This is a genomic window from Blastococcus sp. SYSU DS0552, assembly GCF_054050815.1.
This window is the reverse complement of sequence record NZ_JBJHAB010000002.1, coordinates 94,916-118,091: the sequence shown is the minus strand read 5'-3', so window position 1 is coordinate 118,091 and position 23,176 is coordinate 94,916. Positions and strand designations below refer to the sequence as shown.

23 protein-coding genes and 1 pseudogene are annotated in these 23,176 nt (G+C 77.0%); 8 read left to right on the top strand and 16 right to left on the bottom strand.

Annotated features, from left to right (window positions below; all coding sequences use genetic code 11):
- Positions 1–113: 113 nt before the first annotated feature.
- Positions 114–2,381: a sodium-translocating pyrophosphatase gene (locus ACI8AG_RS02730; protein ID WP_456595824.1), complete on the bottom strand. Its 2,268-nt coding sequence runs from the start codon at positions 2,379–2,381 to the stop codon at positions 114–116.
- A 187-nt stretch (positions 2,382–2,568) separates the two neighbouring features.
- Between ACI8AG_RS02730 and ACI8AG_RS02725 the strand changes: the two genes are divergently transcribed.
- Positions 2,569–5,052 (top strand): DEAD/DEAH box helicase, encoded by a 2,484-nt coding sequence (locus ACI8AG_RS02725; protein ID WP_456595823.1) that lies wholly within the window; start codon positions 2,569–2,571, stop codon positions 5,050–5,052.
- A 36-nt stretch (positions 5,053–5,088) separates the two neighbouring features.
- Here the strand turns inward: ACI8AG_RS02725 and ACI8AG_RS02720 are convergent.
- From ACI8AG_RS02720 to ssd, 7 genes and pseudogenes are all read right to left on the bottom strand, one after another.
- Positions 5,089–5,415, bottom strand: a pseudogene (locus tag ACI8AG_RS02720) (Rv3654c family TadE-like protein); the annotation flags it as partial.
- The gene (locus ACI8AG_RS02715; RefSeq protein WP_456595822.1) at positions 5,412–5,786 is read right to left on the bottom strand and encodes a TadE family type IV pilus minor pilin; all 375 of its coding nucleotides are present in this window, start codon (positions 5,784–5,786) and stop codon (positions 5,412–5,414) included. The gene ACI8AG_RS02715 and the pseudogene ACI8AG_RS02720, both read right to left, overlap by 4 nt.
- Positions 5,787–5,789: 3 nt before the next feature.
- Positions 5,790–6,044, bottom strand: a complete 255-nt coding sequence (locus tag ACI8AG_RS02710; RefSeq protein ID WP_456595821.1) for a DUF4244 domain-containing protein — start codon at positions 6,042–6,044, stop codon at positions 5,790–5,792.
- A 119-nt stretch (positions 6,045–6,163) separates the two neighbouring features.
- A complete protein-coding gene (locus tag ACI8AG_RS02705) occupies positions 6,164–6,892 on the bottom strand; it encodes a type II secretion system F family protein (RefSeq protein ID WP_456595820.1) in 729 nt (242 codons plus the stop codon).
- The gene (locus tag ACI8AG_RS02700; protein ID WP_456595819.1) at positions 6,889–7,680 is read right to left on the bottom strand and encodes a type II secretion system F family protein; all 792 of its coding nucleotides are present in this window, start codon (positions 7,678–7,680) and stop codon (positions 6,889–6,891) included. The genes ACI8AG_RS02705 and ACI8AG_RS02700 overlap by 4 nt, the downstream gene beginning before the upstream one ends.
- Positions 7,677–8,816 carry a TadA family conjugal transfer-associated ATPase gene (locus ACI8AG_RS02695; RefSeq protein ID WP_456595818.1) on the bottom strand — a complete coding sequence of 380 codons (1,140 nt, stop codon included), beginning with the start codon at positions 8,814–8,816 and terminating at the stop codon, positions 7,677–7,679. The genes ACI8AG_RS02700 and ACI8AG_RS02695 overlap by 4 nt, the downstream gene beginning before the upstream one ends.
- The gene (gene ssd / locus ACI8AG_RS02690) at positions 8,813–9,895 is read right to left on the bottom strand and encodes a septum site-determining protein Ssd (protein ID WP_456595817.1); all 1,083 of its coding nucleotides are present in this window, start codon (positions 9,893–9,895) and stop codon (positions 8,813–8,815) included. The genes ACI8AG_RS02695 and ssd overlap by 4 nt, the downstream gene beginning before the upstream one ends.
- A 125-nt stretch (positions 9,896–10,020) precedes the next feature.
- Here ssd and ACI8AG_RS02685 point away from each other — a divergent pair, with 125 nt between their 5' ends.
- Positions 10,021–10,857: an HAD family hydrolase gene (locus ACI8AG_RS02685; RefSeq protein ID WP_456595816.1), complete on the top strand. Its 837-nt coding sequence runs from the start codon at positions 10,021–10,023 to the stop codon at positions 10,855–10,857.
- Positions 10,858–10,860: 3 nt separating this feature from the next.
- Here the strand turns inward: ACI8AG_RS02685 and ACI8AG_RS02680 are convergent, their stop codons facing one another.
- Positions 10,861–11,829, bottom strand: coding sequence for an aldo/keto reductase (locus ACI8AG_RS02680; RefSeq protein WP_456595815.1), 969 nt, complete (start codon positions 11,827–11,829; stop codon positions 10,861–10,863).
- A gap of 10 nt (positions 11,830–11,839) precedes the next feature.
- A complete protein-coding gene (locus ACI8AG_RS02675; RefSeq protein WP_456588167.1) occupies positions 11,840–12,628 on the bottom strand; it encodes an oxidoreductase in 789 nt (262 codons plus the stop codon).
- A gap of 65 nt (positions 12,629–12,693) precedes the next feature.
- On the opposite strand from ACI8AG_RS02675, the gene ACI8AG_RS02670 reads away from it, so the two are divergent.
- Positions 12,694–13,245: a histidine phosphatase family protein gene (locus ACI8AG_RS02670; RefSeq protein WP_456595814.1), complete on the top strand. Its 552-nt coding sequence runs from the start codon at positions 12,694–12,696 to the stop codon at positions 13,243–13,245.
- A gap of 307 nt (positions 13,246–13,552) precedes the next feature.
- On the opposite strand, the gene ACI8AG_RS02665 is transcribed toward ACI8AG_RS02670, so the two are convergent.
- The 5 genes from ACI8AG_RS02665 to def form a co-directional block, all read right to left on the bottom strand.
- Entirely contained in the window at positions 13,553–14,068 is a 516-nt protein-coding gene (locus tag ACI8AG_RS02665) for an FKBP-type peptidyl-prolyl cis-trans isomerase (protein WP_456595813.1), read from the bottom strand.
- Positions 14,069–14,187: 119 nt separating this feature from the next.
- Positions 14,188–14,517: a tetratricopeptide repeat protein gene (locus ACI8AG_RS02660; protein ID WP_456595812.1), complete on the bottom strand. Its 330-nt coding sequence runs from the start codon at positions 14,515–14,517 to the stop codon at positions 14,188–14,190.
- Between the two features lie 43 nt (positions 14,518–14,560).
- Positions 14,561–15,739: a glucose-1-phosphate adenylyltransferase family protein gene (locus ACI8AG_RS02655; RefSeq protein WP_456595811.1), complete on the bottom strand. Its 1,179-nt coding sequence runs from the start codon at positions 15,737–15,739 to the stop codon at positions 14,561–14,563.
- Positions 15,740–15,792: 53 nt separating this feature from the next.
- Positions 15,793–16,287, bottom strand: coding sequence for an FBP domain-containing protein (locus ACI8AG_RS02650; protein WP_456595810.1), 495 nt, complete (start codon positions 16,285–16,287; stop codon positions 15,793–15,795).
- A 90-nt stretch (positions 16,288–16,377) separates the two neighbouring features.
- Positions 16,378–16,935 carry a peptide deformylase gene (gene def, locus ACI8AG_RS02645; RefSeq protein ID WP_456595809.1) on the bottom strand — a complete coding sequence of 186 codons (558 nt, stop codon included), beginning with the start codon at positions 16,933–16,935 and terminating at the stop codon, positions 16,378–16,380.
- Positions 16,936–16,998: 63 nt separating this feature from the next.
- On the opposite strand from def, the gene ACI8AG_RS02640 reads away from it, so the two are divergent.
- The 5 genes from ACI8AG_RS02640 (at position 16,999) to ACI8AG_RS02620 (ending at position 22,799) form a co-directional block, all read left to right on the top strand.
- Positions 16,999–17,943, top strand: coding sequence for a cobalamin biosynthesis protein (locus tag ACI8AG_RS02640; protein WP_456595808.1), 945 nt, complete (start codon positions 16,999–17,001; stop codon positions 17,941–17,943).
- 250 nt (positions 17,944–18,193) lie between these two features.
- A complete protein-coding gene (gene yczR, locus ACI8AG_RS02635; protein WP_456595807.1) occupies positions 18,194–19,642 on the top strand; it encodes a MocR-like transcription factor YczR in 1,449 nt (482 codons plus the stop codon).
- A 170-nt stretch (positions 19,643–19,812) separates the two neighbouring features.
- Complete coding sequence (locus ACI8AG_RS02630; RefSeq protein WP_456595806.1) at positions 19,813–20,514, top strand: ANTAR domain-containing protein; 702 nt, start codon at positions 19,813–19,815, stop codon at positions 20,512–20,514.
- A gap of 120 nt (positions 20,515–20,634) precedes the next feature.
- Entirely contained in the window at positions 20,635–21,300 is a 666-nt protein-coding gene (locus tag ACI8AG_RS02625) for a lysophospholipid acyltransferase family protein (protein WP_456595805.1), read from the top strand.
- Positions 21,297–22,799: a cobyric acid synthase gene (locus tag ACI8AG_RS02620; RefSeq protein ID WP_456595804.1), complete on the top strand. Its 1,503-nt coding sequence runs from the start codon at positions 21,297–21,299 to the stop codon at positions 22,797–22,799. Before ACI8AG_RS02625 ends, ACI8AG_RS02620 begins: the two co-directional genes overlap by 4 nt.
- Here the strand turns inward: ACI8AG_RS02620 and ACI8AG_RS02615 are convergent.
- Positions 22,786–23,175 (bottom strand): acyl-CoA thioesterase, encoded by a 390-nt coding sequence (locus ACI8AG_RS02615; RefSeq protein ID WP_456595803.1) that lies wholly within the window; start codon positions 23,173–23,175, stop codon positions 22,786–22,788. The genes ACI8AG_RS02620 and ACI8AG_RS02615 overlap by 14 nt on opposite strands.
- Between the last annotated feature and the right edge of the window lies 1 nt (position 23,176).

The window sequence follows — 23,176 nt, the reverse complement described above, 5'->3', positions numbered from 1 at the left end:
CCGGGGGCGACCTCTCCATGGGCGTGCCGCCACCCCGACCAACGTGGATGGTGCGGCCGTGTTCCCGCAGGTGGAAGGCGGTGTACCGCCAAGGGGTCAGCCGCCGGCGGTGTTCAGGGCGCGCTGGTGGTGAGCTCGGACCCGGTGGAGGACGCCGTCGTCGCCTCGCCGACGACGACCGAGCGCCGCTTGGACACCACGACCGCGACCACGATGACGACGACGGCGGCCAGCGCGATCGCCACCCGGACCGGGGTGTTGGCGCCCTCCCCGACCGACAGGGCGACCACCGCGGGTGCGATGAGCAGTGCCACCAGGTTCATCACCTTGATCAGCGGGTTGATCGCCGGGCCGGCGGTGTCCTTGAAGGGGTCGCCCACCGTGTCGCCGATGACGGTGGCCGCGTGGGCCTCGCTGCCCTTCCCCCCGTAGCTGCCGTCCTCCACCATCTTCTTGGCGTTGTCCCAGGCGCCGCCGGAGTTGGAGAGGAACACCGCCATGAGGGTGCCCGCCGCGATGGCGCCGACGAGGTAGGCGGCCAGCGGGCCGATGCCGAGACCGAAGCCCACGGCCACCGGCGCCAGTACGGCCAGCAGGCCCGGGGTGGCGAGCTCGCGCAGCGAGTCCTTGGTGCAGATGTCGACGACCCGGCTGTAGTCCGGCCGCTCCTCGAACGTCATGATCCCGGGGTGCGTGCGGAACTGCTCGCGCACCTCGAAGACCACGCGTCCGGCGGCCCGGGACACGGCGCTGATGGCCAGCCCGGAGAAGAAGAAGACCACTGCGGCGCCGAGGACCGCACCGACGATGTTGTTCGGGTTGACCAGGCTGAAGGCGGTGCCGAGCGTGGCGCCGGCCTCGTCGAGCGCGACGGCGACCTGGGCGTTGTAGGAGCCGAAGAGCGCGGTGGCGGCGAGGACGGCGGTGGCGATGGCGATGCCCTTGGTGATCGCCTTGGTGGTGTTGCCGACGGCGTCGAGGTCGGTGAGCACCCGGGCGCCGTCGTCGTCGATGTCGCCGGACATCTCGGCGATGCCCTGGGCGTTGTCGCTGACCGGGCCGAAGGTGTCCATGGAGACGATCACGCCGGCGGTGGTGAGCAGCCCGCACCCGGCCAGGGCGACGGCGTAGAGCGCGGCCCCGCCCCCGATGAGGAAGGCGCCGTAGACCGCTCCCCCGATGAGCAGCGCGGCGTAGACCGCCGACTCCAGGCCCAGCGAGATGCCGGAGAGGATGACGGTGGCCGGTCCGGTGAGGGAGCTGCGCCCGACGTCCTGGACCGGCTTGCGGCTGGTCTCGGTGAAGTAGCCGGTGAGCTGCTGGATGGCCGCGGCCAGCACGACGCCGACGAGCACCGCCACGAGGCCGAGCACCTGCGGGCTGACAGCCAGGCCCGCACCCCCACCGGTGCCGGGCAGCACGGTGAACGCGGCGACCGCCACGAGCACCAGCGACACCACGGCGGAGACGAAGAAGCCGCGGTTGATCGGGGCCAGGCCGTTGCGGTCGTTCTTGCCCGGGTTGGTGGCCAGGATGCCCACGACCGAGGCGATGACCCCGGTCGCGGCCACCACGAGGGGGAAGACCATGCCCACCGAGCCGAAGAAGACCTGGCCCAGGATGAGGGCGGCGACCAGGGTGACGGCGTAGGACTCGAAGAGGTCGGCGGCCATCCCGGCGCAGTCGCCGACGTTGTCGCCCACGTTGTCGGCGATGGTCGCGGCGTTGCGGGGATCGTCCTCCGGGATGCCGGCCTCGACCTTGCCGACCAGGTCGGCGCCGACGTCGGCGGCCTTGGTGAAGATGCCGCCGCCGACGCGCATGAACATCGCCAGCAGCGCACCGCCGAACCCGAAGCCCTCGAGGACGACCGGCGCGGTCTCGTCGAACAGCAGCAGGACCAGCGCCGCGCCGAACAGGCCGAGGCCGATGGTGATCATCCCGCAGACGCCGCCGGTCCGGTACGCGATGCGGAAGGCCGGCCGGTAGCCGCCCTCGCGGGCGGCGGCCGCCACCCGCACGTTGCCGCGCGTGGCCAGGGTCATGCCGATGAAGCCGACCAGCGCCGAGAACAGTGCCCCGACGAGGAAGAACACCGCCCGTCCCACCCGGGTGCCGAAGCCGCCGTCGGCCACGGGGAGGACCAGCAGCAGGGCGAAGACGATCACCGCGAAGACGCTGAGCGTGCGGAACTGCCGACGCAGGTAGGCCGCCGCGCCCTCCTGGACGGCCCGGGCGATCTCCTTCATCTTCTCCGTGCCCTGATCGGCGGCGATGACGGCGCGGACCAGGTAGGCGGCGAAGGCCAGCGCGGCGAGGGAGATCGCGAGGATGACGGCGACCAGCGCCGTCTCCCCGCCGGACAGCGATCCGTCAGGCATGGCTACTCCAGGCGTCTGCGGCCGCCCGGGAGGCGCCGTGCTCCCCGGTGCGGCGGAGGTCGGCGTCCCGGGGGCGGGCCCCGGGACGGCGCGAAGTGTAAGGGAGATCACACTGCATGTGGCCGGTCCGCGCGCTCCTTCTCCCGGCGGGCGACGGCCGGTTGCGCCCGGGTGTGACAGTGGGGAGGTGACCACGCTCCACCCGGTCCGGTCGGCTCCCCCTCCCGGCACGGACGACCGGTCCGGGGGCGCTGCGGCCTGGCCCGGCGGCGGCGAGCTGCTGGCCGCGCTGCTGGCGGACACGGCCGAGGACGAGCAGCCGGTGACCCACGTGCACCACCTGCCGGTGCGTGAGAGCCGCACGGCCGCGTGGCCGGAGTGGGTGGAGCCGGGCCTGCGCGACCGGTTGGTGGCACGGGGCGTGCGCGCTCCGTGGCAGCACCAGGTCGCGGCGGCGCAGGCGGCGCGGGAAGGCCGGCACGTCGTCGTCGCCACCGGCACCGCGTCGGGGAAGTCGCTGGCCTACCAGCTCCCGGCCCTGACCACGCTCGCCGAGGACCCGCGCGCCTGCGTCCTCTACCTCGCGCCCACCAAGGCGCTGGCCCGCGACCAGCTGGCCTCGGTGGCCGAGCTCGCGGACCCCTCGGTGCGGCCGGCCCCCTACGACGGCGACACCCCGGCCGAAGAGCGGGACTGGGTCCGGCGGCACTCCCGCTGGATCGTCACCAACCCCGACATGCTGCACCGCGGGATCCTGCCCGCGCACCAGCGCTGGTCGAGCACGCTGCGCCGGGTGGCCTACGTGGTGATCGACGAGTGCCACGCCTACCGCGGGGTGTTCGGCTCGCACGTCGGGCACGTGCTGCGCCGGCTCCGCCGGATCTGCCGCCGCTACGGCGCGGACCCGGTCTTCGTGCTCGCGTCGGCCACCGTGGCCGACCCGGCCGCCGCGGCGACCCGGCTGATCGGGGCGGACGTCGTCGCCGTCACCGACGACGGCTCCCCGCGCCCGGGCGCCACCTTCGCGCTCTGGGAACCACCGCTCACCGAGCGGACCGGCGAGCACGGGGCGCCGCTGCGCCGCTCGGCCGCCGCCGACGCCGCCGGCCTGCTCGCCGACCTCGTCGAGCGGGGCGCGCGGACGCTGGCGTTCGTGCGCTCGCGCCGCAGCGCGGAGTCGGTGGCCGAGCAGGCCCGCCGGCTGCTGCACGACCGCGGCCGCGCCGACCTCGTCCCCCGGGTGGACTCCTACCGCGGCGGCTACCTGCCCGAGGAGCGCCGGGAGCTGGAGCGGGCGCTCTCGGCCGGGGACCTGCTGGGCGTGGCGACCACCAACGCGCTCGAGCTCGGCATCGACATCGCGGGACTGGACGCGGTCCTGCTGGCCGGCTACCCCGGGACGCTCGCCTCGCTCTGGCAGCAGGCGGGGCGGGCCGGGCGGGCGCAGCGGGAGTCACTGGTGGTGTTCGTCGCGCGCGACGACCCGCTGGACCACTACCTGGCCCACCACCCGCGGGCGGTGTTCGGGCGGCCGGTCGAGGCCACCGTCACCGACCCGGCCAACCCCTACGTGCTGGGCCCGCAGCTGTGCTGCGCCGCGGCCGAGCTCCCGCTGGTGCCCGCGGACCTCGCCGACTTCGGCGGCCCGGTGGCCGAGGCGCAGCTGGACGAGCTGGTGGCCGCCGGGCAGCTGCGCCGGCGGCCGGCCGGCTGGTACTGGGCCGGGCGCGGCCGCCCCGACGTCGACATCCGCGGCAGCGGGGACGAGCCGGTGGCGATCATCGAAGCCGGCACCGGCCGACTGCTCGGCACCGTCGACGGCGGCGCCGCGCACTCCACCGTGCACGAGGGCGCCCTCTACGTGCACCGGGGCGACACCTTCGTCGTCGACGAGTTCGACCTCGACGACGCCTGCGCTGTCGTGCACCCGGAGAGCCCCGACTGGACCACGGTGGCCCGCGACGTCACCGACCTGGCGATCGTCTCGATCGAGCAGACCCGGTCGCTGGGCACGGTCACCGCGCACACCGGCGTCGTCGACGTGACCAACCAGGTGGTCGCGTACCAGCGGCGGCGGCTGGGCACCGGCGAGGTGCTCGCCGAGTTCCCGCTCGACCTGCCGCCGCGCCAGCTGCGGACCAAGGCGGTGTGGCTGGCCCTCGACTCCCGCGCCGTGCAGCGGGCAGAGGTCGACGACGCGGCGCTGCCCGGCTCGCTGCACGCCGCCGAGCACGCGGCGATCGGCATCCTGCCGCTGCTGGCCACCTGCGACCGCTGGGACCTCGGCGGCCTGTCCACCGCGGTGCACCCCGACACCGGGACGGCGGCGATCTTCGTCTACGACGGCCACCCCGGCGGGGCGGGCTTCGCCGAACGCGGCTACGCGGCACTGCGCAGCTGGCTGCAGGCCACCCGCGCGACCGTGGCCAGCTGCGAGTGCGAGAGCGGCTGCCCCTCGTGCGTGCAGTCGCCCAAGTGCGGCAACGGCAACGACCCCCTCGACAAGGCCGGCGCGGTGCGGGTGCTCGACGTCGTCCTGGACGAGCTGGCCACCGTCGACGAGCGGGGCGCGGACGACCTCGCCGACGAGGACGACGACGCCCCGGTTCCCGGCGCGGTCACTGCTGCCGAAGAGGTGCCCGCGCCGGCCGAGGAGGACCTCGTCTTCTGACCCGGTCGGCGCGGCGGCTGCGACCGGGCCGGCGCGGGCCCGGCCCTCCGCGCCGTGCACGCCGAGCCGGCCCAGCCGCAACGGCACGCGCACGGTCACCTCGACGACCGCACCCTCGGTGACCCGGCACCCGGTCAGCTCCGCGCCGTTGGCGGCCGCGACCTCGGCGGCCGCGGTGCAGGCCGCCGGATCACCCAGCACCGCGCGCCCGGCGGCGGCCAGGGCGGCGAGATCCGCCGCCGTCGCCGCCCGGTGGCGGGCCACCGTGGCCAGGCCGACCAGCACCGCCCCGGCTGCGACGGTCACCAGGACGGCGCAGAGCACCAGCACCCACACCGTGGCCGAGCCGCGCTCCCTGCTCATCCGGAGGGCTCTGTCCCGGGCTCGCGCTGCGCCACCGCCGCGGCGGTGACGGTGACCCGCCAGGGCAGCGGGCCCAGGGGCCGGACCTCCGCCGTCACGGTCACGCGGACCTCGCTCCCGCTGCCGGTGACCGCCGTGCGGGCACCCGCCGGCGCCGCCCGGCCGGCCCACTCCGCGACGACCGCGACCTCCTCCCCGCGCGACGCGGCCCGGGCCCCCTCCCGGGCCGCGTCGACGCACCGCAGCTGCGCGCCCACGACCGTGACCGCGGCGACGGCCCCGGCGAGCACGAGCAGCAGGACCGGCAGGACCACGGCGGTCTCGGCGGTGACCATCCCGGCCTCCCCGCGCCGGGCCGCTGGGCGTGCCACCGCTCAGGAGAGGGTGGCCAGCGCGGCGTCGACCAGCTCGGTGAGCCCGGTGACGATGGAGTCGCCCGAGACCACCCGGTAGAGCACGGCGGCGAAGGCGCAGGCGGCCACGGTGCCGACGGCGTACTCGGCGGTGCTCATGCCGGCCTCCGCGCGTGTCTGCAGCCGCGCCCACCGGCGGCGGAGGAGCAGGCCGCGAGGCGGCTCCTCGGCCCCCTCCGGTGACGGGTTGCGGGGATCGGGCGTGGTTCCGGGCATCGGGCGTCCTCCTCGGTCGGGGCCCCCGGCGGGGCCGTGCCATCGAGCCTCGGGGTTGCGGGCGGCCCGGCCGAGGGGCACGCGACATCTGTGGAGATCGCCGGAGGATGTGGACGGCGTCAGCCGAAGACGTCGCCGGCGATGCCGAGCACGAGCGGCACCACGCCGAGGCAGACGAACGCCGGCAGGAAGCACAGCCCGAGCGGGGCGAGTACCCACACCCCCGCCCGCTGGACCGCCGCCTGGGCCTGCGCCCGCGCCGCCGTGCGGGTCTCCTCGGCCAGGGCGACCAGCGCCGGCACCGCGGCGGCGCCGGACTCACCCGCCCGCACCAGCACGCGCGCCAGACCGGCGAGCTCGGCCGGTTGGTCGGCCCAGGCCCGGCGGGGCTCGGCACCCATCCGGTACAGCCCGGCCGCGCCGCGCAGCCGCCGGCCGAGCGGGTCGGGCACCGCACCGGCCACCGCGGCGAGCGCCCCGGCGACCGGCAGCCCCGCGGTCAGGCAGGCGGCGAGCAGCTCGCAGGCCGCCGGCAGCTCGCGCAGGAGGGCCGTGCGCTCGGCGGCGTCCTCGTCGGGGGAGCCGCCGCGCAGCAGCCGCTCCCCCGCGGCGGCGACCACGACGGCGGCGCACGCCCCGGGCACACCGCCCAGCAGCAGGCCCGCCGCGACGCCGGCCGCGCCCGCAAGCAGCCAGCGGCGCCGAGCACCCGCCGCCGCGTCGCCGGCGACGGCCGGCGGAGGGCCGGGCCCGGTCACCCGGCGGACCCGCTCGCCGACCACGGCCGAGCCGGGCACCCACAGGGCCACCGCCACGGCGAGCAGCAGCACCGGCAGCGCGCCGGTCATCGCGCGATCCGCCGCAGCAGGCGGCCGGTCCACGAGATGCCGGCCACCTCCAGGAACACCCCGGCCACCAGCAACCCCTGCCCGGTGCCGGTGCGGGTGAGGACGTGCCACGGGTCGGCGCCGATCCCGGCGCCCATCGCCAGCGCGAGCACCGGCAGCCCGGCCAGCAGCCGGGCGCTGGCCCGGGGCCCGGCGGTGGCCACGAACAGCTCGCGGCGCCGGCGCAGCCGGGCCCGGAGATCGTTCTCGACCGCGGCGACCACGGCGGCCAGGGAGCAGCCTGTGCGGGTGCTCAGCGCGACGGCGGCCGAGAGCCGGGCGAGCGCGGCGGCGACCCCGTCGGCGCCAGGTGCCTCCGCGGCTCCCGCGGGCACCGGCGCGCGGACGGCCCGCACCAGCGCCGCGGCGCACTGCGGGTCGGGACAGTCGGCGGCGGCGGCGCGTACCGCCTCGTCCAGCGTGCGGCCCGCCCGCAGCTCCGCCGCGAACGCGGCCAGCGCGTCGGCGAGCACCCCCTGGCGCGTGGCGTCGGCCGCGTCCCTCCGGCGGGCCAGCCGGCCGCGGGCCGCGAACGCGGCGCAGCCGGCGGCGAGCACCGCGACCAGCGGTGTGCCGAGCAGCGCGCCGGCCCCGCCGGCGACCACCGCGGCGGTGAGCGGCAGCGGCGGCAACCGAGACGGGCCCCCGGTAGCGGCCGGCGTCACCCGCAGCAGCCGGCGGCGGACCACCGCGCGGCCGTCCGGCCAGAGGAGCGCCGCGCCCGCGGCGGCCAGCAGCGCTGCGGTCACGGGCCCGCCAGCAGCCGCCGCAGCGCCTCGCCGGCCGGGCACGGGCCGCCGTCGGCCCGCCAGCCCGGCTCCACCACCACGAGCTCACCGTCCCGGCGCAGCAGCCCGATCTCCTCCACCCGGCGTCCCCCGGGCGCCCGGCGCAGGTGCACCACCACGTCGAGCGCGGCCGCGGCCTGGCTGTGCACCGCGGCGCGCCCCAGCCCGGCGGCCACGCCCAGCGCCTCCAGCCGGGCGGGCACCTCGGTCGACCGGTTGGCGTGCAGGGTGCCGCACCCGCCGTCGTGACCGGTGTTCAGCGCGGCCAGCAGGTCGACCACCTCGGGGCCCCGCACCTCCCCGACGACCAGCCGGTCGGGGCGCATGCGCAGCGCCTGCCGGACGAGGTCGCGCAGGCCGACCGCGCCCGCGCCCTCGACGTTCGGCGGCCGGGTGAGCAGGCGGACCACGTGCGGGTGCGGCGGCGTCAGCTCGGCGGCGTCCTCGCACAGCACCAGCCGCTCGGCCGGGTGCACCTCACCCAGCAGCGCGGAGAGCAGGGTCGTCTTCCCCGAGCCGGTGCCCCCGGTGACCAGGAACGCCAGCCGCCGCGCCACCACCGCGCGGACCAGCGCCCCGCTCTCGCCGGGCAGCGCGCCCAGCGCCTCGAGGTCGGCCAGTGCCTGCGAGCACCGGCGCAGCACCCGCAGCGACAGGCACGTGCCGCCGCCGGAGACCGGCGGGAGGACCGCGTGCAACCGGGTGCCGCCGGGGAGGCCGACGTCGACCCAGGGGCAGGCGTCGTCGAGTCGCCGCCCGGCCGACGCGGCCAGTCGCACGGCCAGCCGGCGCACCGCGTCGTCGTCGGGGAACCGGATCCCGGCCGCCGGCTCCAGGCCGGCCCCGCGGTCCAGCCAGACCTCCTCGGGCCCGTTGACCAGGACGTCGGTGACCCCGGGCAGTCGCAGCAGCGGCTCCAGCGGGCCGGCGCCGGCCAGTTCGTCCACGGCGTCGCGCGCGGCGAGCAGGACGTCCCGGTCACCCAGGAGCCCCCCGGCCTCGTCGCGCACCACGGCGGCCACGCCTGCCCGCGAGGGGACACCGTCGGCCACGGCGAGCCGGGCGCGCACCCGGTCCAGCAGCGAGGGCTCGCTCACCGGCCGGCCGCCTCGGGCAGCGCCGCGAGCACCCGCCGGGCGACGGCGGCCAGCGGGGACCGGGGGTGCGCACCGGGGAGCTGGCCGCGCTCGGCGCGGGCGACCGCCCCCCGGTCGTGCGGCAGCTCGGCGAGCACCGGCCGCCCCACCACCTCGGCCACGTCTCCGGGCGCCAGCCCGCCGGGCCCGGTGCGCACCACCAGCTGCGCCGGGGACCACGGCGAGCCGTCGGCCGCGACGAGCTCGCGGGCGGCCGTGGCGGCGCGCAGCCGGGCCGGCACCACGAGCAGCGCGAGGTCGGCGTCGGCCAGCACCTCCTGCGGCCCGCGCCCGATGCCGTCGGGGCCGGGGCGCGGCAGGTCCACGACGACCGGGCGCCCGGTGCCGCGGCCGGCGTCCACCACCGCGGCCAGCGCCTCACCGGGCACCGGCGTCGCGCCGCCCCGGTCGGCCGAGACCAGGTGGACGCCGGCGACCTCGGGCAGCGCGGCCAGCAGCGCCTGGCCGGCCACGCCGCCGCGCAGGCCGGTCAGCTCCGGCCAGCGCAGCCCCTGGGCGAGCTCGGCGCCGAGCAGCAGGTCCAGCCCACCGCCCCAGGCGTCGGCGTCGACCAGCACCGCGCCCCCGGGGGCGGCCAGGGCGACCGCGGCGGCCACCGTGCTCGCGCCCGCCCCGCCGCAGGCACCGCCCACCGCGATCAACCCACCCCGTTCGGCCGGCGCCCGGGCGGCGCTGGCGCAGCGGGTGAGCAGCCAGGCCTCGTCCGCCGGGAGCACCGCCACCCGCTCGGCCCCCACCTCGACGGCCACGGCCCACCCGGCGGCGGGCAGCTCCCCGCCGGAGACCACCACCACGCCCGGCCGGCGGGGCAGCCCGCGCAGCGCCCCGCCGCTCAGCTCCTCGGCGCCGACCAGCACCAGCGGCGCCTCGCGGTGGGCACGGCGCAGCGCCGGGCCGCCGGTGGCCACCTCCGCCTCGGCGCCGGCGGCGGCGACCAGGCGGAGCAGCTCGTCGAGCAGCTCCTCGTCGGTGCTGACGACGAGGGGACGGAGCGGTCGGGACGGCATCGGGACGGGCACGGGGCTACCCCACCGGACGCCAGGAGGACGGCGCCAGAACGGCAGGGGAATTGTGGATGACCCCATCGGGTGTGGACACCGTGCATCTCGGTGCCCTACCTGCCGATCCAGCTACCGTGACTGACGTGTCCCGCGCCGCGGCGTTCTTCGACCTCGACAAGACGGTCATCGCCAAGTCCAGCACGCTGGCCTTCGGCCGGCCGTTCTTCCACGGTGGGCTGATCAACCGGCGCGCCGTGCTGAAGACGGCCTACGCCCAGTTCGTCTTCTCCCTCGCCGGCGCCGACGCCCAGCAGATGGAGCGGCTGCGCACCCAGCTCACCGCGATGGTCACCGGCTGGGACGTGGCCACGGTGCACGAGATCGTCCGGGAGACCCTGCACGAGATCGTCGACCCGCTGGTCTACGCCGAGGCCGCCGACCTCATCGAGGAGCACCGCGCCGCCGGCCGGGAGATCGTCATCGTCTCCAGCAGCGGGGCGGAGATGGTCGAGCCCATCGGCGAGATGCTCGGCGTCGACCGCGTCGTCGCCACCCGGATGGTCGTCGAGGACGGCCGGTACACCGGCGAGATCGAGTTCTACGCGTACGGCGAGCACAAGGCCGAGGCGATCCGCCGGCTGGCCGCCGAGGGCGGGTTCGACCTGGCCGACTGCTACGCCTACAGCGACTCGATCACCGACCTGCCGATGCTCTCGGTCGTGGGGCACCCCACCGCCGTCAACCCCGACCGCGGGCTGCGCAAGGCCGCGCTGCAGCACGGCTGGCCGGTGCTGCGGTTCGAGCGCCCGGTGAGCATGCGCTCCCGCTTCTCGGTGCCGCCGGCGCCGGTGGTCACCGGCGCCGCCATGGGCGTCGGCGCCGCCGTCGTCGGGCTGGCCTGGTACGCCCGGCACCGGGCGCTGCGCGCCGGGCTGCCGGCTCCCGGCCCGGCGCCGCGCCGGCGCCGCCGCGGCGCCTGACGCTCAGCGACCGAACCGCTCCCGGAGCCCGTCGACGAGGGTGCGCACGCCGGACACCGGGGTGAACGCGCGCGCGGCCGCGGTCAGCGCCGCCACCTCGTCGTCGGCCAGCTCCAGCTGGTCGGCGGCTGCGTTGAACTCCAGCTGCTCGACGCTCGAGGCGCCGGGGATCACCACCACGCGCGGCTGCGCGACGAGCCACGCCAGCGCGACCTGGGCGGGGGTCGCGTCGTGCGCGTCGGACACCTCGCGCAGCACGTCGAGCAGCGGCTCGACCCGGCGCAGGTTCTCGGTGCGGAACAGGGGGTTGGCCGCGCGCACGCCCCCGGGCCGGTGGTCGGCCGAGTACTTCCCGCCAAGGAGGCCCTGGGCCAGCGGGCTGTAGGCGATGACCAGCCGGTCCTCGCGCTCGGCGAAGGGCACCAGGTCCGCCAGCGGACCGGCGTGCGCCAGCGAGAACTGCACCTGGTTGGCGATCACCGGCGCACCGAGCGCCGCGTCGGCGGCCCGCCAGCGGTCCAGCGAGTAGTTGGAGACGCCGACGGCGCCGATCCGCCCCTCGTCGAGCAGCGCCCGCAGGCCCGGCATGGTCACCGTGTCGGGCACCACCGGGTTGGGCTGGTGCACCTGGTAGAGAGGGATGCGGTCCAGGCCCAGGCGACGGGCGCTGCCGGTCCAGCGCTGCCGCACCACCCGGGGGAACGGCGCCACCGGGAAGATCTTGCTGGCGACGACGACCTGGTCCCGCTCCTCCCCCAGCGCCTCGCCGAGGATCCGCTCGCTCCGCCCGAAGCCGTAGATCTCGGCGGTGTCGAACAGGGTGATGCCGAGTTCGCGTGCCCGCCGCACGATGTCGCGGGCGGCCCGGTCGGCGTAGGTGTCGCCGTACCCCCACTCGCGGGACCCGAACTGCCAGGTGCCCAGACCGATGCGGCTGACGGGGCCCAGCCCCTGGACGTCGAGAGTGCGCATGCCCCCAGTCTCAGCCGCGGAGCAGGCTCTCGCAGATGGCCAGGCCTTCCAGGGCCCCGTGCTCGGTGGCGCGGCAGCAGTGCACGAGCCACGCGGCCACGCCCTCGGGGGTGCCCGTCACGTAGCCGGCGAGCGCCTCGGCGTAGGCCTCCCGGCCCAGCTCGGTGAAGCCCACCTCGGGTACCGACACCGCCTTGGGGTCCAGCCCCCTGGCGATGCCGGTCAGCCGGGCGGCCCCCCGGGCGACGACGCCGTCGGCGACGCCGAAGGGGGCGAGGGCGGCCAGCTCGCCGTGCACGAGGGCAGCCACGAGGACGGCGGGCACGGTCGTGGTGCCGGTGGCCAGGGAGAACAGGCCCGCCAGCCGGGGGCCGGCGTGCGCGGCGGGCCGACCGAGGTCGGCCCGGTCGGCGAGATCGGCGGCGGCCAGCACGTGCAGGCGGGCGATGACCTGCCCGGGCGCCCGCGGCCAGGTCTCGACCATCGAGCCGAGCGCCGCCGAGACCCGCAGCGCGCCCTGCACCACCGGGTCGTCCACCCCGCCCGCCCGCAGCTCGGCGAGCGGCACGTCGACGCCCGCCAGCGCCGCGGACGCGCGCGCCCCGCGCAGCGCCGACTCGGTGCTCACGCCCGCGGACTCCCGGCGCAACACCTTGTGCCTCAGCAGCCGGTCGATCCCGGCACGGGCCGCGTCGGCGGCGTCGCGCACGCCCGGCAGGTCGAGGAGGGGCGCCAGGGGGTCCGGGTCACCCGGACGGGCTGCGGGACGGGCCGCGCCGGGGCGGACGGGGATGCTCACGGCCACGACGGTACGAGGCGCGGCGTGCGGGCCCGCGAACCCCTGCCCTACGCTGCCTCCTTGCCATGGCCCGACCCGTCACCCTGCTGCTCGTGCGCCACGGGCAGAGCGAGTGGAACGCCGCCGGCCGCATGCAGGGGCAGGTGGCCCACGTGCCCCTGACGCCGCTGGGTCACACGCAGGCCGAGGCGGCCGCCGCCGAGCTCGCCGGCCTGCGGCCGGGCGCGCTGCTCTCCAGCGACCTGCTCCGCGCCGTGCAGACCGCCGAGTACTGCGCCCGCGCCACCGGGCTGCCCTTCAGCACCACCCCGGCGCTGCGCGAGCAGGGCTACGGCGTCCTGGAGGGCCGGCCGTCCCGGGAGCTGTGGGACGTCGTCGACTGGTCCGACGCCCGCTGGTCAGCCGAGGGCGGCGAGAGCCTGGCCGAGCTGCACGCGCGGGTGGCGGCCTACCTCACGCAGCTGTGCGCCGAGCCCCCGGCCGACGTGGTCGCGCTGGTGACCCACGGGGACACGATCCGCGCGGTGCAGGCCGTGGCGGCCGGGCTGGGGCCCGACGCGATGCCCGCGATCACCCCGCACAACGGCTCGGTGACCCGGCTGGAGATCTGCGAGTGAGGACGGCCCGGCCGCGCGGCCGGGCCGTCGTCCCCGCTCAGCGACGGCGGAGGAATCCCTGCACGAGGCGCCCGATCCCACCGCCGGAGGAGGCGGAGCGGCCACGCCCGGCGCCCCTGCTCGCCGACGTCCTGCGGCCCATGCCGCGGCCGCCCCGCGTCGCGCTCTGCGCCGTTCCCATCAGCTTCCCGAGGATGCTCATGCAGGACCCGGTGCCCGCCGCCGACCGGACCGATGCGGCCGACGGCGACGCGCCGGCCCGACGCGGCGTGGCGTCACGCCCTGCACGCCGAACGGCACGGTCGTGTCAGGCAGCGAGCTCCACCAGGTCGACCACGAAGACCAGCGTCGAGCCGCCCGGGATGGGTCCGCGGTCCTGCTCGCCGTAGCCCAGCTCGCTGGGGATGACGATGACCCGCCGGCCACCGACATGCATGCCGGTGATCCCCTGGTCGAAGCCCGGGATCACCTGGCCCGCGCCCAGGGTGACCGGCAGCGTCTCGTCCGCTCCGCGGCTCCAGGAGGAGTCGAACTCCTCGCCGGTCTCGTAGAACGCGCCCACGTACTTCACCGCGACGGCGGCGCCCTCGGTGGCCTCCACCCCTTGCCCGACCACCACGTCCTCGACGGCGAGCTCGGTCGGCGCGGGCGCGTCCGAGGCGGGCACGTCAGGCGCCTGCGTGAGGTCGGTGGTGATCTCCTCGGCGATCACCACCGCGGGGTCGCCGGTCGACGAGCCGGTCCCGTCGTCCCCGCCGCAGGCGGTCAGGACGGCGGCGAGGGCCAGGGCGAGCAGGGTGCCGGGAACGGTGCGGCGGGGCATGAGGACTCCTGGACGAGCGGCGGCTCGGATCGGGACCGGGACGGCGCTGCCCGGGCGGACGGGGGCCACGACGGCCCCGCGGTCATCGTCCCAGAACGCCCGGTCCGCCCCGGGCGCGGTCAGGCGGCGCCGAAGGCGTCGGCCACCCGGTGGTGCACGGCCGCCTCGTCCCGCCGGCTCTGCCGCTCCAGCGTGCGCGCCAGGGCCCGGCGGGCCCAGCCGTTGCTCGGCGCCAGCTCCACCAGGCGGGCGAGCGCCTCCTCGGCCGACCGCAGCTGCGCCGAGCCGTAGTAGGCCCGCGCCAGCAGCTCCAGCACCGCCTCGTTGCGCGGCTCGGCGTCGACGACCGGCCGCAGGATGCGGACGGCCGCGTCGGCCTGCCCCATGTTCAGCAGGAGGTCGGCGCGGAGGAACTCCGAGTGCAGGTCGAACTCGCTCGGCTGACGCATGCTCCCGCCAACGCGCCCGCACGGCGGCAGCTTCCCGCGGGGCTCAGCCCTCCGGTTCGGGGAAGCGGGCGCCCGCGGCCAGCTCGCTGCCGTCGGCGACCCGCGCCGCCCGGCCCACCAGGGTGATCTCGCCGTCCCCGCCGATCGACGCCCCCCGCCCGACGTCGACGCCGTCGTCGAGCACCGACCGGGTCACCGTCGCCCCCGAGCGCACCCGGACACCGGGGAGGAGCACCGAGTCGACGACGGTGGCCCCGGCCTCGATCACCACGCCCGGCGAGAGGACCGAGCCGCGGACCTCCCCGCCGACGCGGGTGCCGCCGGAGATCAGGCTGTCCTCGACGTGCGCCTCGCTGAGCACGCGCGCGGCGCTGTGCCGCCCACCGCGGGTGTGCACCGGCCACCGCGGCGCGTCGAGGTCCAGCGGCGGCTCCGCGGCGATGAACTCCCGGTGCGCCTCCCAGTAGGCCGGGATGGTGCCGACGTCGCGCCAGTAGCCCTGGAGGGGGAAGGCGCGTGCCAGCCCGTCGGCCGTCATCGCCGGCAGCAGGTGGGTGCCGAGGTCCTCCAGCCCCTCCTCCCCGACCTGGTCGCTCAGCGCCTCCAGCCGGTCCAGCGTGGGGGCCGGGGAGAAGACGAACACCTCGTTGGTCGCCGTCGTCGTCGCCGGCTCGTCGGGCTTGTACGCGTACCCGCTCACCCGGTCGCCCTCCCCGACCTCGACGATCCCGTAGCGCGACGCGTCGTCCGGGGCCACCTCGGTGGTCACCATCGTCACCTCCGCACCGGAGCCCAGGTGCGCCTCGGCCACCTCGCGGTAGTCGAGCTTGTAGACGGCGTCGGCGCTGACGACGACCAGCGCGTCCGCGTCGAAGTCCCGGATCAGGTCGGCGTGCCGCCACAGGGAGTCCGCGGTGCCGGTGTTCCACCCGCCGCGCTCGGTGCCCTTGTACGGGGGAAGGGTGAGCAGCCCGCCGACCGTCCGGTCGAGGTCCCAGGGGCGGCCGTTGGACAGGTGGTCGTGCAGCGACGTGGGGTGGAACTGGATGGACACCCAGACGTCGGGGATCTGCGAGTTCTGGCAGTTGCTCAGCGGGAAGTCGATGAGCCGGTAGACCCCGGCGAAGGGCACGGCCGGCTTCGCCCGCCGTTCCGTCAGCAGCTCGAGGCGGCCTCCGGCGCCGCCGGCCAGCACGAGGACGAGGATCCGCGGGAGCGCCATGGGCGGCTGACTACCCCGCCGCGGGCACACCCACCCGCGGGCGTGCCCGGCGACTACGGGCGGCGCACCGACTCGAGGAAGCCGCGCACCCGCTCCTCCAGCTCCCAGGACCGCTCGGCGACGACCTCGTCGGGGTCGCGCTCCTGCAGCCACGGCGGGATCTCGGTCCGCACCCGCACGGAGCACCGCAGGTCCGCGCAGATGTAGGTGCCCACGGTGTTGCCGTTGCGCCCGGCGTCCCCGGTGCGCCGGGCGGTGAACAGGGAGACGCCGTCGCCCGGCTGCGCGGTCTGGCAGAGCAGGCACATCGCCGTCGTCCGGCTGGACATGCGGCTCTCCGCGGCCCGGACGGCGATGCCGACGGTCTCGTCGTCGACCTGCGCCACCAGGTACCCGCGCAGCGGCACCTTCGGGCCGCGCCAGCCGAGCACGACCTGCTCGCTCCAGTCCAGCTCGCCGAAGTCCGCGGGCAGGGTGAGGGTCTTCGCCTCGCCGCGGGAGCAGTTGACGAACGAGCGCCGGATCTCGGCCTCGGTCAGGGGTGTCACCGGTGGTGCCTCGTCTCGTGGTGGTGCGGGTGCCGACGGACGATCATCGGTCATCCGCCCGGCGGGCTCACCCGGTTTTCCGCACCGCGGTCAGGCGGGGAGCTCACCACCGGGACCGGCCGCCTCGGCCAGCAGCCGTTCCCGCTGTTCCGCCGGGAGCCGGTCGACGTACACGATGCCGTCGAGGTGGTCGACCTCGTGCTGCAGGCAGCGGGCGGCCATGCCGGTCGCCTCGATGGCCACCGGGTCCCCGTGCAGGTCGACGCCGTCGACCCGCGCCCGGAAGGCCCGCGGCAGCTCGGCGTAGGGGCCGGGCACCGACAGGCAGCCCTCCTCGGTGATCTCCTCGGCCGGCTCGTCCCCGACCGGCTGGAGGACGGTCAGGGCGGGGTTGACGACGTAGCCGACGACGTCCTCCCCGTCGGCGTCCGGGCAGTCGATGACGAAGACCCGCGCGTCCACGCCGATCTGGTTGGCGGCCAGCCCGACACCGTCGGCGGCCTCCATGCTGGCGAACATGTCGAGCACCAGCCGCCGCAGCGCGTCGTCGAAGACGGTCACCTCGGTGCACCTGCGGTGCAGCACCGGGTTGCTGCCGTAGGTGACGATCGGCCGGGCGACGCCGTCGTAACGGCCGAACAGGCGCATGCGGCGATCCTAGGGAGGACTACCGCGGGCGGGCGCCCGCCGGGGCCTTGGCACGATGGCGCGGTGCGCCCCAGCCCCGATGCCGCGACCGCGCTGGGGCTGGCGCTCGGCGCGCTGGCCGACCTCGCGCTCGCCGATCCACGGCGGGGGCATCCGGTGGCCGGTTTCGGGCGCGCCGCCGCCGCGCTGGAGCGCCGGGTGTGGCGGGACTCCCGCGCCGCGGGTGCCGGCCACTGGGCCGTGCTCGTGGGCGGCGCCACCGCGCTCGGGGTGGCGGCCGATCGCGTCACCCGCTCCCGCCCGGCGCTGCGCACGGCGGCGACGGCGGCCGCGACGTGGACGGTGCTGGGCGGCACGTCGCTGGCCCGGGTGGCCGGGCGGATGCACGTGGTCCTGGCCGCCGACGACCTCCCCACCGCCCGGGCCACGCTGCCCGGCCTGGCGGGGCGCGACCCGAGCGGGCTGGCGGCGGCGGAGCTCGCGCGTGCGACGGTGGAGTCGGTGGCGGAGAACACCTCCGACGCCGCCGTCGCCCCGCTGTTCTGGGGTGCGGTGGCCGGGCTGCCGGGGTTGCTGGGCTACCGGGCGGTGAACACCCTCGACGCGATGGTGGGCCACCGGTCGGCGCGGTACGGCCGCTTCGGCTGGGCCGCCGCCCGGGCCGACGACGTCGCCAACTGGGCGCCCGCCCGGCTGACCGCGGCCCTGACGGTCGGGTGCGCCCCCCTGGTGGGCGGGTCCGCGGCCGGAGCGCTGCGCGTCTGGCGCCGCGACGGCGCCGCGCACCCCAGCCCCAACTCGGGGCGCTGCGAGGCCTCGCTCGCCGGCGCCCTCGGCCTGCGGCTGGGCGGGCGCAACGTCTACGGCAGCCGGGTGGAGGACCGGCCGGCGCTGGGCGACGGCCGGCCGCCGGGAACCGCGGACATCTCCCGGGCCGTGACCCTCTCCCGCGCGGTGTGGACCGCGGCGGCGGTCGCGGCGGTGCTGGCGCGCCGGCTCCGCGGCTGACGGCGCCGGTGCGCGACGTCACGCGGGCGTGGCGGCACCGGGAAGCCGGCCGGGTCGACCCGGGGATGGCTGGCCGGCGGGTCCCCCGGCCCGCGGCCACCCCGCACCGTGACGAGGAGCGTGGACACCGACAGGTACCCCAGCCCCAAGAGAACGAGCACCATCGCGACGACACCACCTGCATCCATGCCGAGCACAGTGGCACGGTCGTTGCTGGCACATTCCAGGCCAATCCGGCATGGTGGCCCGCATGCCACCCGGAGCAGATAAGTCCACCGGCGCTCGCGAGCTCGCCACTCTCATCGGGCCGCCCGACGGGTTGCCCGCTCCGCGGTACGCCGGGGTCGCCCGGCGGGTCCGGGAGCTGCTGACCGCCGGCTCGCTGCCCGTCGGCACCCGGCTCCCCGCCGAACGGGAGCTCGCCGCCGAGCTGGACGTCAGCCGCGTCACCGTGGCGTCGGCCTACCGGGTGCTCCGCGAGGAGGGGTTCGCCCGGACTCGGCACGGATCGGGCACCGTGACCGCGCTCCCCGACGTCCGGACCGGCTGGTCACCGCCGAGCACCACCCCCGGGGTGCTCGACCTGGCGCACGCCGCACCGGAGGCGGCCCCCCAGCTGCTGCCGGCCTACGAGCGGGCGTTCGGCGAGCTGCCGGCGCACCTGCCCGCCCACGGCTACGCGCCCAGCGGGCTGCCCGGCCTGCGCGCGGCGGTCGCCGGGTGGTTCACCTCCCGCGGGCTGGCCACCGACGCCGACCAGGTGGTGATCACCGCGGGCGTCGGCGATGCGGCCGCGCTCGTCCTGGGGACGCTGCTGGAGCCCGGCGACCGGGTGCTCGTCGAGCACCCGACGTACCCCGGCGCGGTGGGCCTGGTCGCGGCGGCCGGCGGGCGCTGCGTGCCCGCGGTGGTCGATCCGGCCGAGCCCGACGCGCTGGTCGGGACGGCCCAGCTGGTCGCCCGGCAGAGCAGCCCCCGGCTGGCCTACCTGATGCCCGACTGCCACAACCCCACCGGCGCCGGACTGTCGGCGACCGGGCGCCGGCGGCTGGCCGCCACGCTCTGGCAGCACGGGATCGTGACGCTGGTCGACGAGGTGGCCACGGGCCTGCAGCTGGACGGCCCGGCCGCGCCGCCGTACGCCGCCGGGGTCCCCGACGCCGCGGTGGTGACCGTCGGCGGCCTCTCCAAGGCGGTGTGGGGCGGCCTGCGCATCGGCTGGCTGCGGACGGAGGCGAGCCTCGCCGCCCGGCTGGGCGAGGCGCTGATCAGGCGGCAGCTGTCGGTCGGGGTGCTCGACCAGCTGGCCGCCACCGTCCTGGTGCAGCAGCTCGACGAGGTCCTCGGGCACCGGCGGGTGCAGCTCCGGGAGCGGCGCGACGTCCTCCTGGCCGAGCTGGCCCGGCAGCTGCCCGACTGGAGCGCGCCGGTGCCCGCCGGCGGCCTCTCCGCCTGGTGCCGGCTGCCGCCCGGGACCAGCTCCGCCGAGCTGACCTCGGCCGCCGCCGAGCTCGGGCTGCTGCTCGCCGAGGGGCGGGCGTTCGGCACCGGTCACGCCTTCGACGACCACCTCCGCCTGCCCTTCACCCTGCCCCCGGAGCGGCTGCGGGCCGCCGTCGGCGTGCTGGCCCGGCTCGACTCGGCGGTGCGCCGCACCGGCCCCGCCGCCTCGCCGCCGCGCCCGCTCACCGTGGTCTGAGCTGCAACCGGCGGTCCCCGGGCCCGCGAACCGGTGCGGGGACCGGCGCATCGACGTACCGTCCAGGCATCGGGAGGCCCGGCCCCCGCGGGGCCGGGGCACCCGGGTGTCGAGCAGCCGGCGCCCGGGGGCCTGCCCGCACCGGCACGTCTCCGGCCAGGAGGTCGACCATGTCGTCACCGGCACCCGCCCGCACCCGCCCGCCGCTCGCCCGGGACCGGGAACCGCGCCGCACCATCACCCGGCACCCCGCCCCGGTGCCGGCGATCGCCGGCCGCTACCGGTTCGACCGGCACACCGGGAGCTGGTGGTGGTCGCCGGAGATGCACGACCTGCTCGGCCTGGACATCACGGCCACCACGCCCTGCACCGAGGCGCTGATCGGCGTCCAGCACCCCGACGACGGGGGGCGGGTGCTCGCCGCCCTCTCGGCCTGCGGGGCCGGCCGGCCGTTCGCCGTCGAGACCCGCGTCGTGCACCCGGCACGCCCACCGCGACCGGTGCTGCTGGTCGGTGAACCCGACCGGGACGACGCGGGCGGCGTGCGCGCGGTGGAGGGCATCTGCGTCGACCTCACCGGCTCCCGGCCACCGGCGCCCGGGGCCACCGGCACCGAGCCCCTCCGGGCCGAGGTCGAGCAGCTCCGGGCGGCCATGACCAGCCGGGCGGTCATCGAGCAGGCCAAGGGCATCCTCATGCTGCTCACCGGCTGCGCCGAGCAGGTGGCGTTCGACCTGCTGTCGCACATCTCCAGCCACACCCACCGGAAGGTCCGGGACGTGGCCCAGGCCATCACCGCCTCGGCCACGGGGCACGGCCGGCTGCCCGAGGACGTGCGCGTCATTCTCCGCGACGCCTGCCCCCCGGGGTAGCCGCCCGGCGGCCCTCGCCGGAGCCGCCGTCCCGCCGCCGGGCGGGTTCCGGCAGGATCGCGGGCAGCCCGTGGTGTCCGGGGTCGCGGCCCCCGGGCCGCCGAGGAGGGAGAGCCTGCGATGTTCTACGTCCTGGCCCGGTTCGTGCTGCGCCCGCTGTTCTTCCTCATGTGCCGGCCGCAGATCACCGGACGCGAGAACGTGCCGCTCGACCGGCCGGTCATCCTCGCCAGCAACCACCTCTCCTTCATCGACAGCATCGCCATCCCGCTGGCCGCTCCACGCCGGGTGGCCTATCTGGCCAAGGCCGAGTACTTCACGGGCCGGGGATTCGGCGGGTGGCTCACCCGCACGCTGTTCACCGCGCTGGGTGCCCACCCGGTCGAGCGGGAGACCCACCGGGCCGCGCAGGCCGCCCTCGACACCGCACTGGGCATCCTGCGGGGCGGCACCGCCTTCGGCCTCTACCCGGAGGGCACCCGGTCCAAGGACGGCCGGCTGGCCCGCGGCAAGACCGGGGTCGCCTGGCTCGCGCTCACCGCCGACTGCCCCGTCGTCCCGGTCGCGGTGCGCGGCACCGACAAGGTGCAGCCGGTGGGCGCGCGCTGGCCGCGCCCGCACCGCATCGCGATCACCTTCGGCGAGCCGCTGACCTTCCCCGAGCTGGCCGGCCAGGCGAACCGCAACCGCGCCCGCCGCAAGGTGACCGACCGGATCATGCTGGCGATCGCCGACCTCTCCGGGCAGGAGAAGGCCGGCTGGGACGCCCCGCGCGAGGCGGCGTGAGCGGAGGGCTGCTCGTCGCCGGCACGACCTCGGACGCCGGCAAGTCGGTGGTCACCGCCGGCATCTGCCGCTGGCTGGTGCGCCAGGGCGTGTCGGTGGCGCCGTTCAAGGCGCAGAACATGAGCAACAACTCCATGGTCACCCTCGACGGGGCCGAGATCGGCCGCGCCCAGGTGATGCAGGCGGCGGCGGCGCGGGTCGAGCCGGAGGCGGCCATGAACCCGGTGCTGCTCAAGCCGGGCGGGGAGAACTCCAGCCAGGTGGTCGTGCTCGGCCGGCCCGTGGCCGACGTGACCGCGCTGTCGTACCGGCCGATGAAGGCGGCGCTGCTCGAGCAGGTGCTCGAGTCGCTCGCGGACCTGCGGTCGCGGTACGACGTCGTCGTCTGCGAGGGCGCCGGCTCCCCCACCGAGATCAACCTGCGGCCCGACGACATCGCCAACATGGGCCTGGCCACCGCCGCCGGCCTGCCCGTGGTCGTCGTGGGCGACATCGACCGGGGCGGCGTCTTCGCCGCCCTGCACGGCACCGTGGCGCTGATGCCGGCGTCGGACCAGCGGCTGGTCGCCGGGTTCCTGGTGAACAAGTTCCGCGGCGACGTGCGGCTGCTGCGGCCCGGGCTGGACCAGCTGACCGCGCTCACCGGGCGGCCGACGCTCGGCGTCCTGCCCTGGCTCTCCGGCCTGGAGCTGGACGTCGAGGACTCGCTGAACGTGCCCGCCGCGTCCGCCGCCTCGCCACCGGTCGGCGACGACGTCCTGCGCGTCTCGGTCGCCCGGCTGCCCCGGCTGTCGAACTTCACCGACCTCGACGCGCTGGCCGCCGAGCCCGGTGTGCTCGTTCGGTACGCGACCCGGCCCGAGGAGCTCGCCGACGCCGATCTGGTCGTGCTGCCCGGGACGCGCGCGACCGTCGCCGACCTGGCCTGGCTGCGCGCGACCGGGCTCGCCGACGCCGTGCTGCGCCGGGCGGCGGAGGGGACTCCGGTGCTCGGCATCTGCGGGGGCCACCAGATGCTGGCCCGGTCGATCACCGACGAGGTGGAGTCCCGGGCGGGCACCGTGACCGGGCTGGGCCTGCTGCCCGCCGCCGTCCGCTTCGCCCGGGAGAAGACGCTGGCCCACCCGGTGGGGTCCGCGCTGGGCGAGACGGTGCACGGCTACGAGATCCACCACGGGGTCGTGACCGTCGACGGCGACGCCGAGCCGTTCCTCGACGGGGCCCGCGCGGGATCGGTCTTCGGGACGACCTGGCACGGCGCGCTGGAGAACGACGGCTTCCGCCGGGCCTTCCTCGCCGAGGTCGCCCGGATCACCGGCCGCCGGTTCGTGCCCGCGCCGGACACCGACTTCGCGGCGGTGCGGGAGGCCCGGCTGGACCGGCTCGGCGACCTGGTCGCCGAGCACGCCGACACCGACGCGCTGTGGCGGCTGATCGAGGCAGGACCGCCCGCCGACCTGCCGATGCTGCCGCCGGGCGCGGGGTTCAGCCCTCGCTGAGCCGTGCCCGCACGTCGTCCGGCCAGGGGGTGGCGCGGCCGTCGGTGACGGAGACGTAGGTGGTGCGGACCACGCAGCAGACCCGGTCGCCCACGCGCACGGTGAACCGCACCGACACGCTGGTGCGGCCGACCTTCTCCGTCTCGGCGTCCACGGCGACGGTGTCGCCCCAGCGGGCCGACGACGTCCACTCGAGCGCGCTGGCCTTGACCACCGGGTCGATGCCGCGGGCGACCAGCTCGTCCCACGCGAACCCCTGCGCGGCCCACCACCCGTTGGACGCCTCGTCGGCCCACGTCAGGTAGTGGGCGTTGAAGACGACGCCCTGCTGATCGCACTCGACGTATCGGACGGGGGAACTCCAGACCTCGGGCACG

What these genes read in the sequence shown, in the direction of transcription:
- ACI8AG_RS02625 (WP_456595805.1), top strand. Translation starts at nt 20,635, where the DNA reads ATGTTCTACGTCCTGGCCCGGTTCGTGCTGCGCCCGCTGTTCTTCCTC.
- ACI8AG_RS02665 (WP_456595813.1), bottom strand. Translation starts at nt 14,068, where the DNA reads ATGCCCCGCCGCACCGTTCCCGGCACCCTGCTCGCCCTGGCCCTCGCC.
- ACI8AG_RS02710 (WP_456595821.1), bottom strand. Translation starts at nt 6,044, where the DNA reads ATGCCCGGAACCACGCCCGATCCCCGCAACCCGTCACCGGAGGGGGCC.
- ACI8AG_RS02680 (WP_456595815.1), bottom strand. Translation starts at nt 11,829, where the DNA reads ATGCGCACTCTCGACGTCCAGGGGCTGGGCCCCGTCAGCCGCATCGGT.
- def (WP_456595809.1), bottom strand. Translation starts at nt 16,935, where the DNA reads ATGCGCCTGTTCGGCCGTTACGACGGCGTCGCCCGGCCGATCGTCACC.
- yczR (WP_456595807.1), top strand. Translation starts at nt 18,194, where the DNA reads ATGCCACCCGGAGCAGATAAGTCCACCGGCGCTCGCGAGCTCGCCACT.
- ACI8AG_RS02705 (WP_456595820.1), bottom strand. Translation starts at nt 6,892, where the DNA reads ATGACCGGCGCGCTGCCGGTGCTGCTGCTCGCCGTGGCGGTGGCCCTG.
- ACI8AG_RS02670 (WP_456595814.1), top strand. Translation starts at nt 12,694, where the DNA reads ATGGCCCGACCCGTCACCCTGCTGCTCGTGCGCCACGGGCAGAGCGAG.
- ACI8AG_RS02660 (WP_456595812.1), bottom strand. Translation starts at nt 14,517, where the DNA reads ATGCGTCAGCCGAGCGAGTTCGACCTGCACTCGGAGTTCCTCCGCGCC.
- ACI8AG_RS02655 (WP_456595811.1), bottom strand. Translation starts at nt 15,739, where the DNA reads ATGGCGCTCCCGCGGATCCTCGTCCTCGTGCTGGCCGGCGGCGCCGGA.
- ACI8AG_RS02730 (WP_456595824.1), bottom strand. Translation starts at nt 2,381, where the DNA reads ATGCCTGACGGATCGCTGTCCGGCGGGGAGACGGCGCTGGTCGCCGTC.
- ACI8AG_RS02630 (WP_456595806.1), top strand. Translation starts at nt 19,813, where the DNA reads ATGTCGTCACCGGCACCCGCCCGCACCCGCCCGCCGCTCGCCCGGGAC.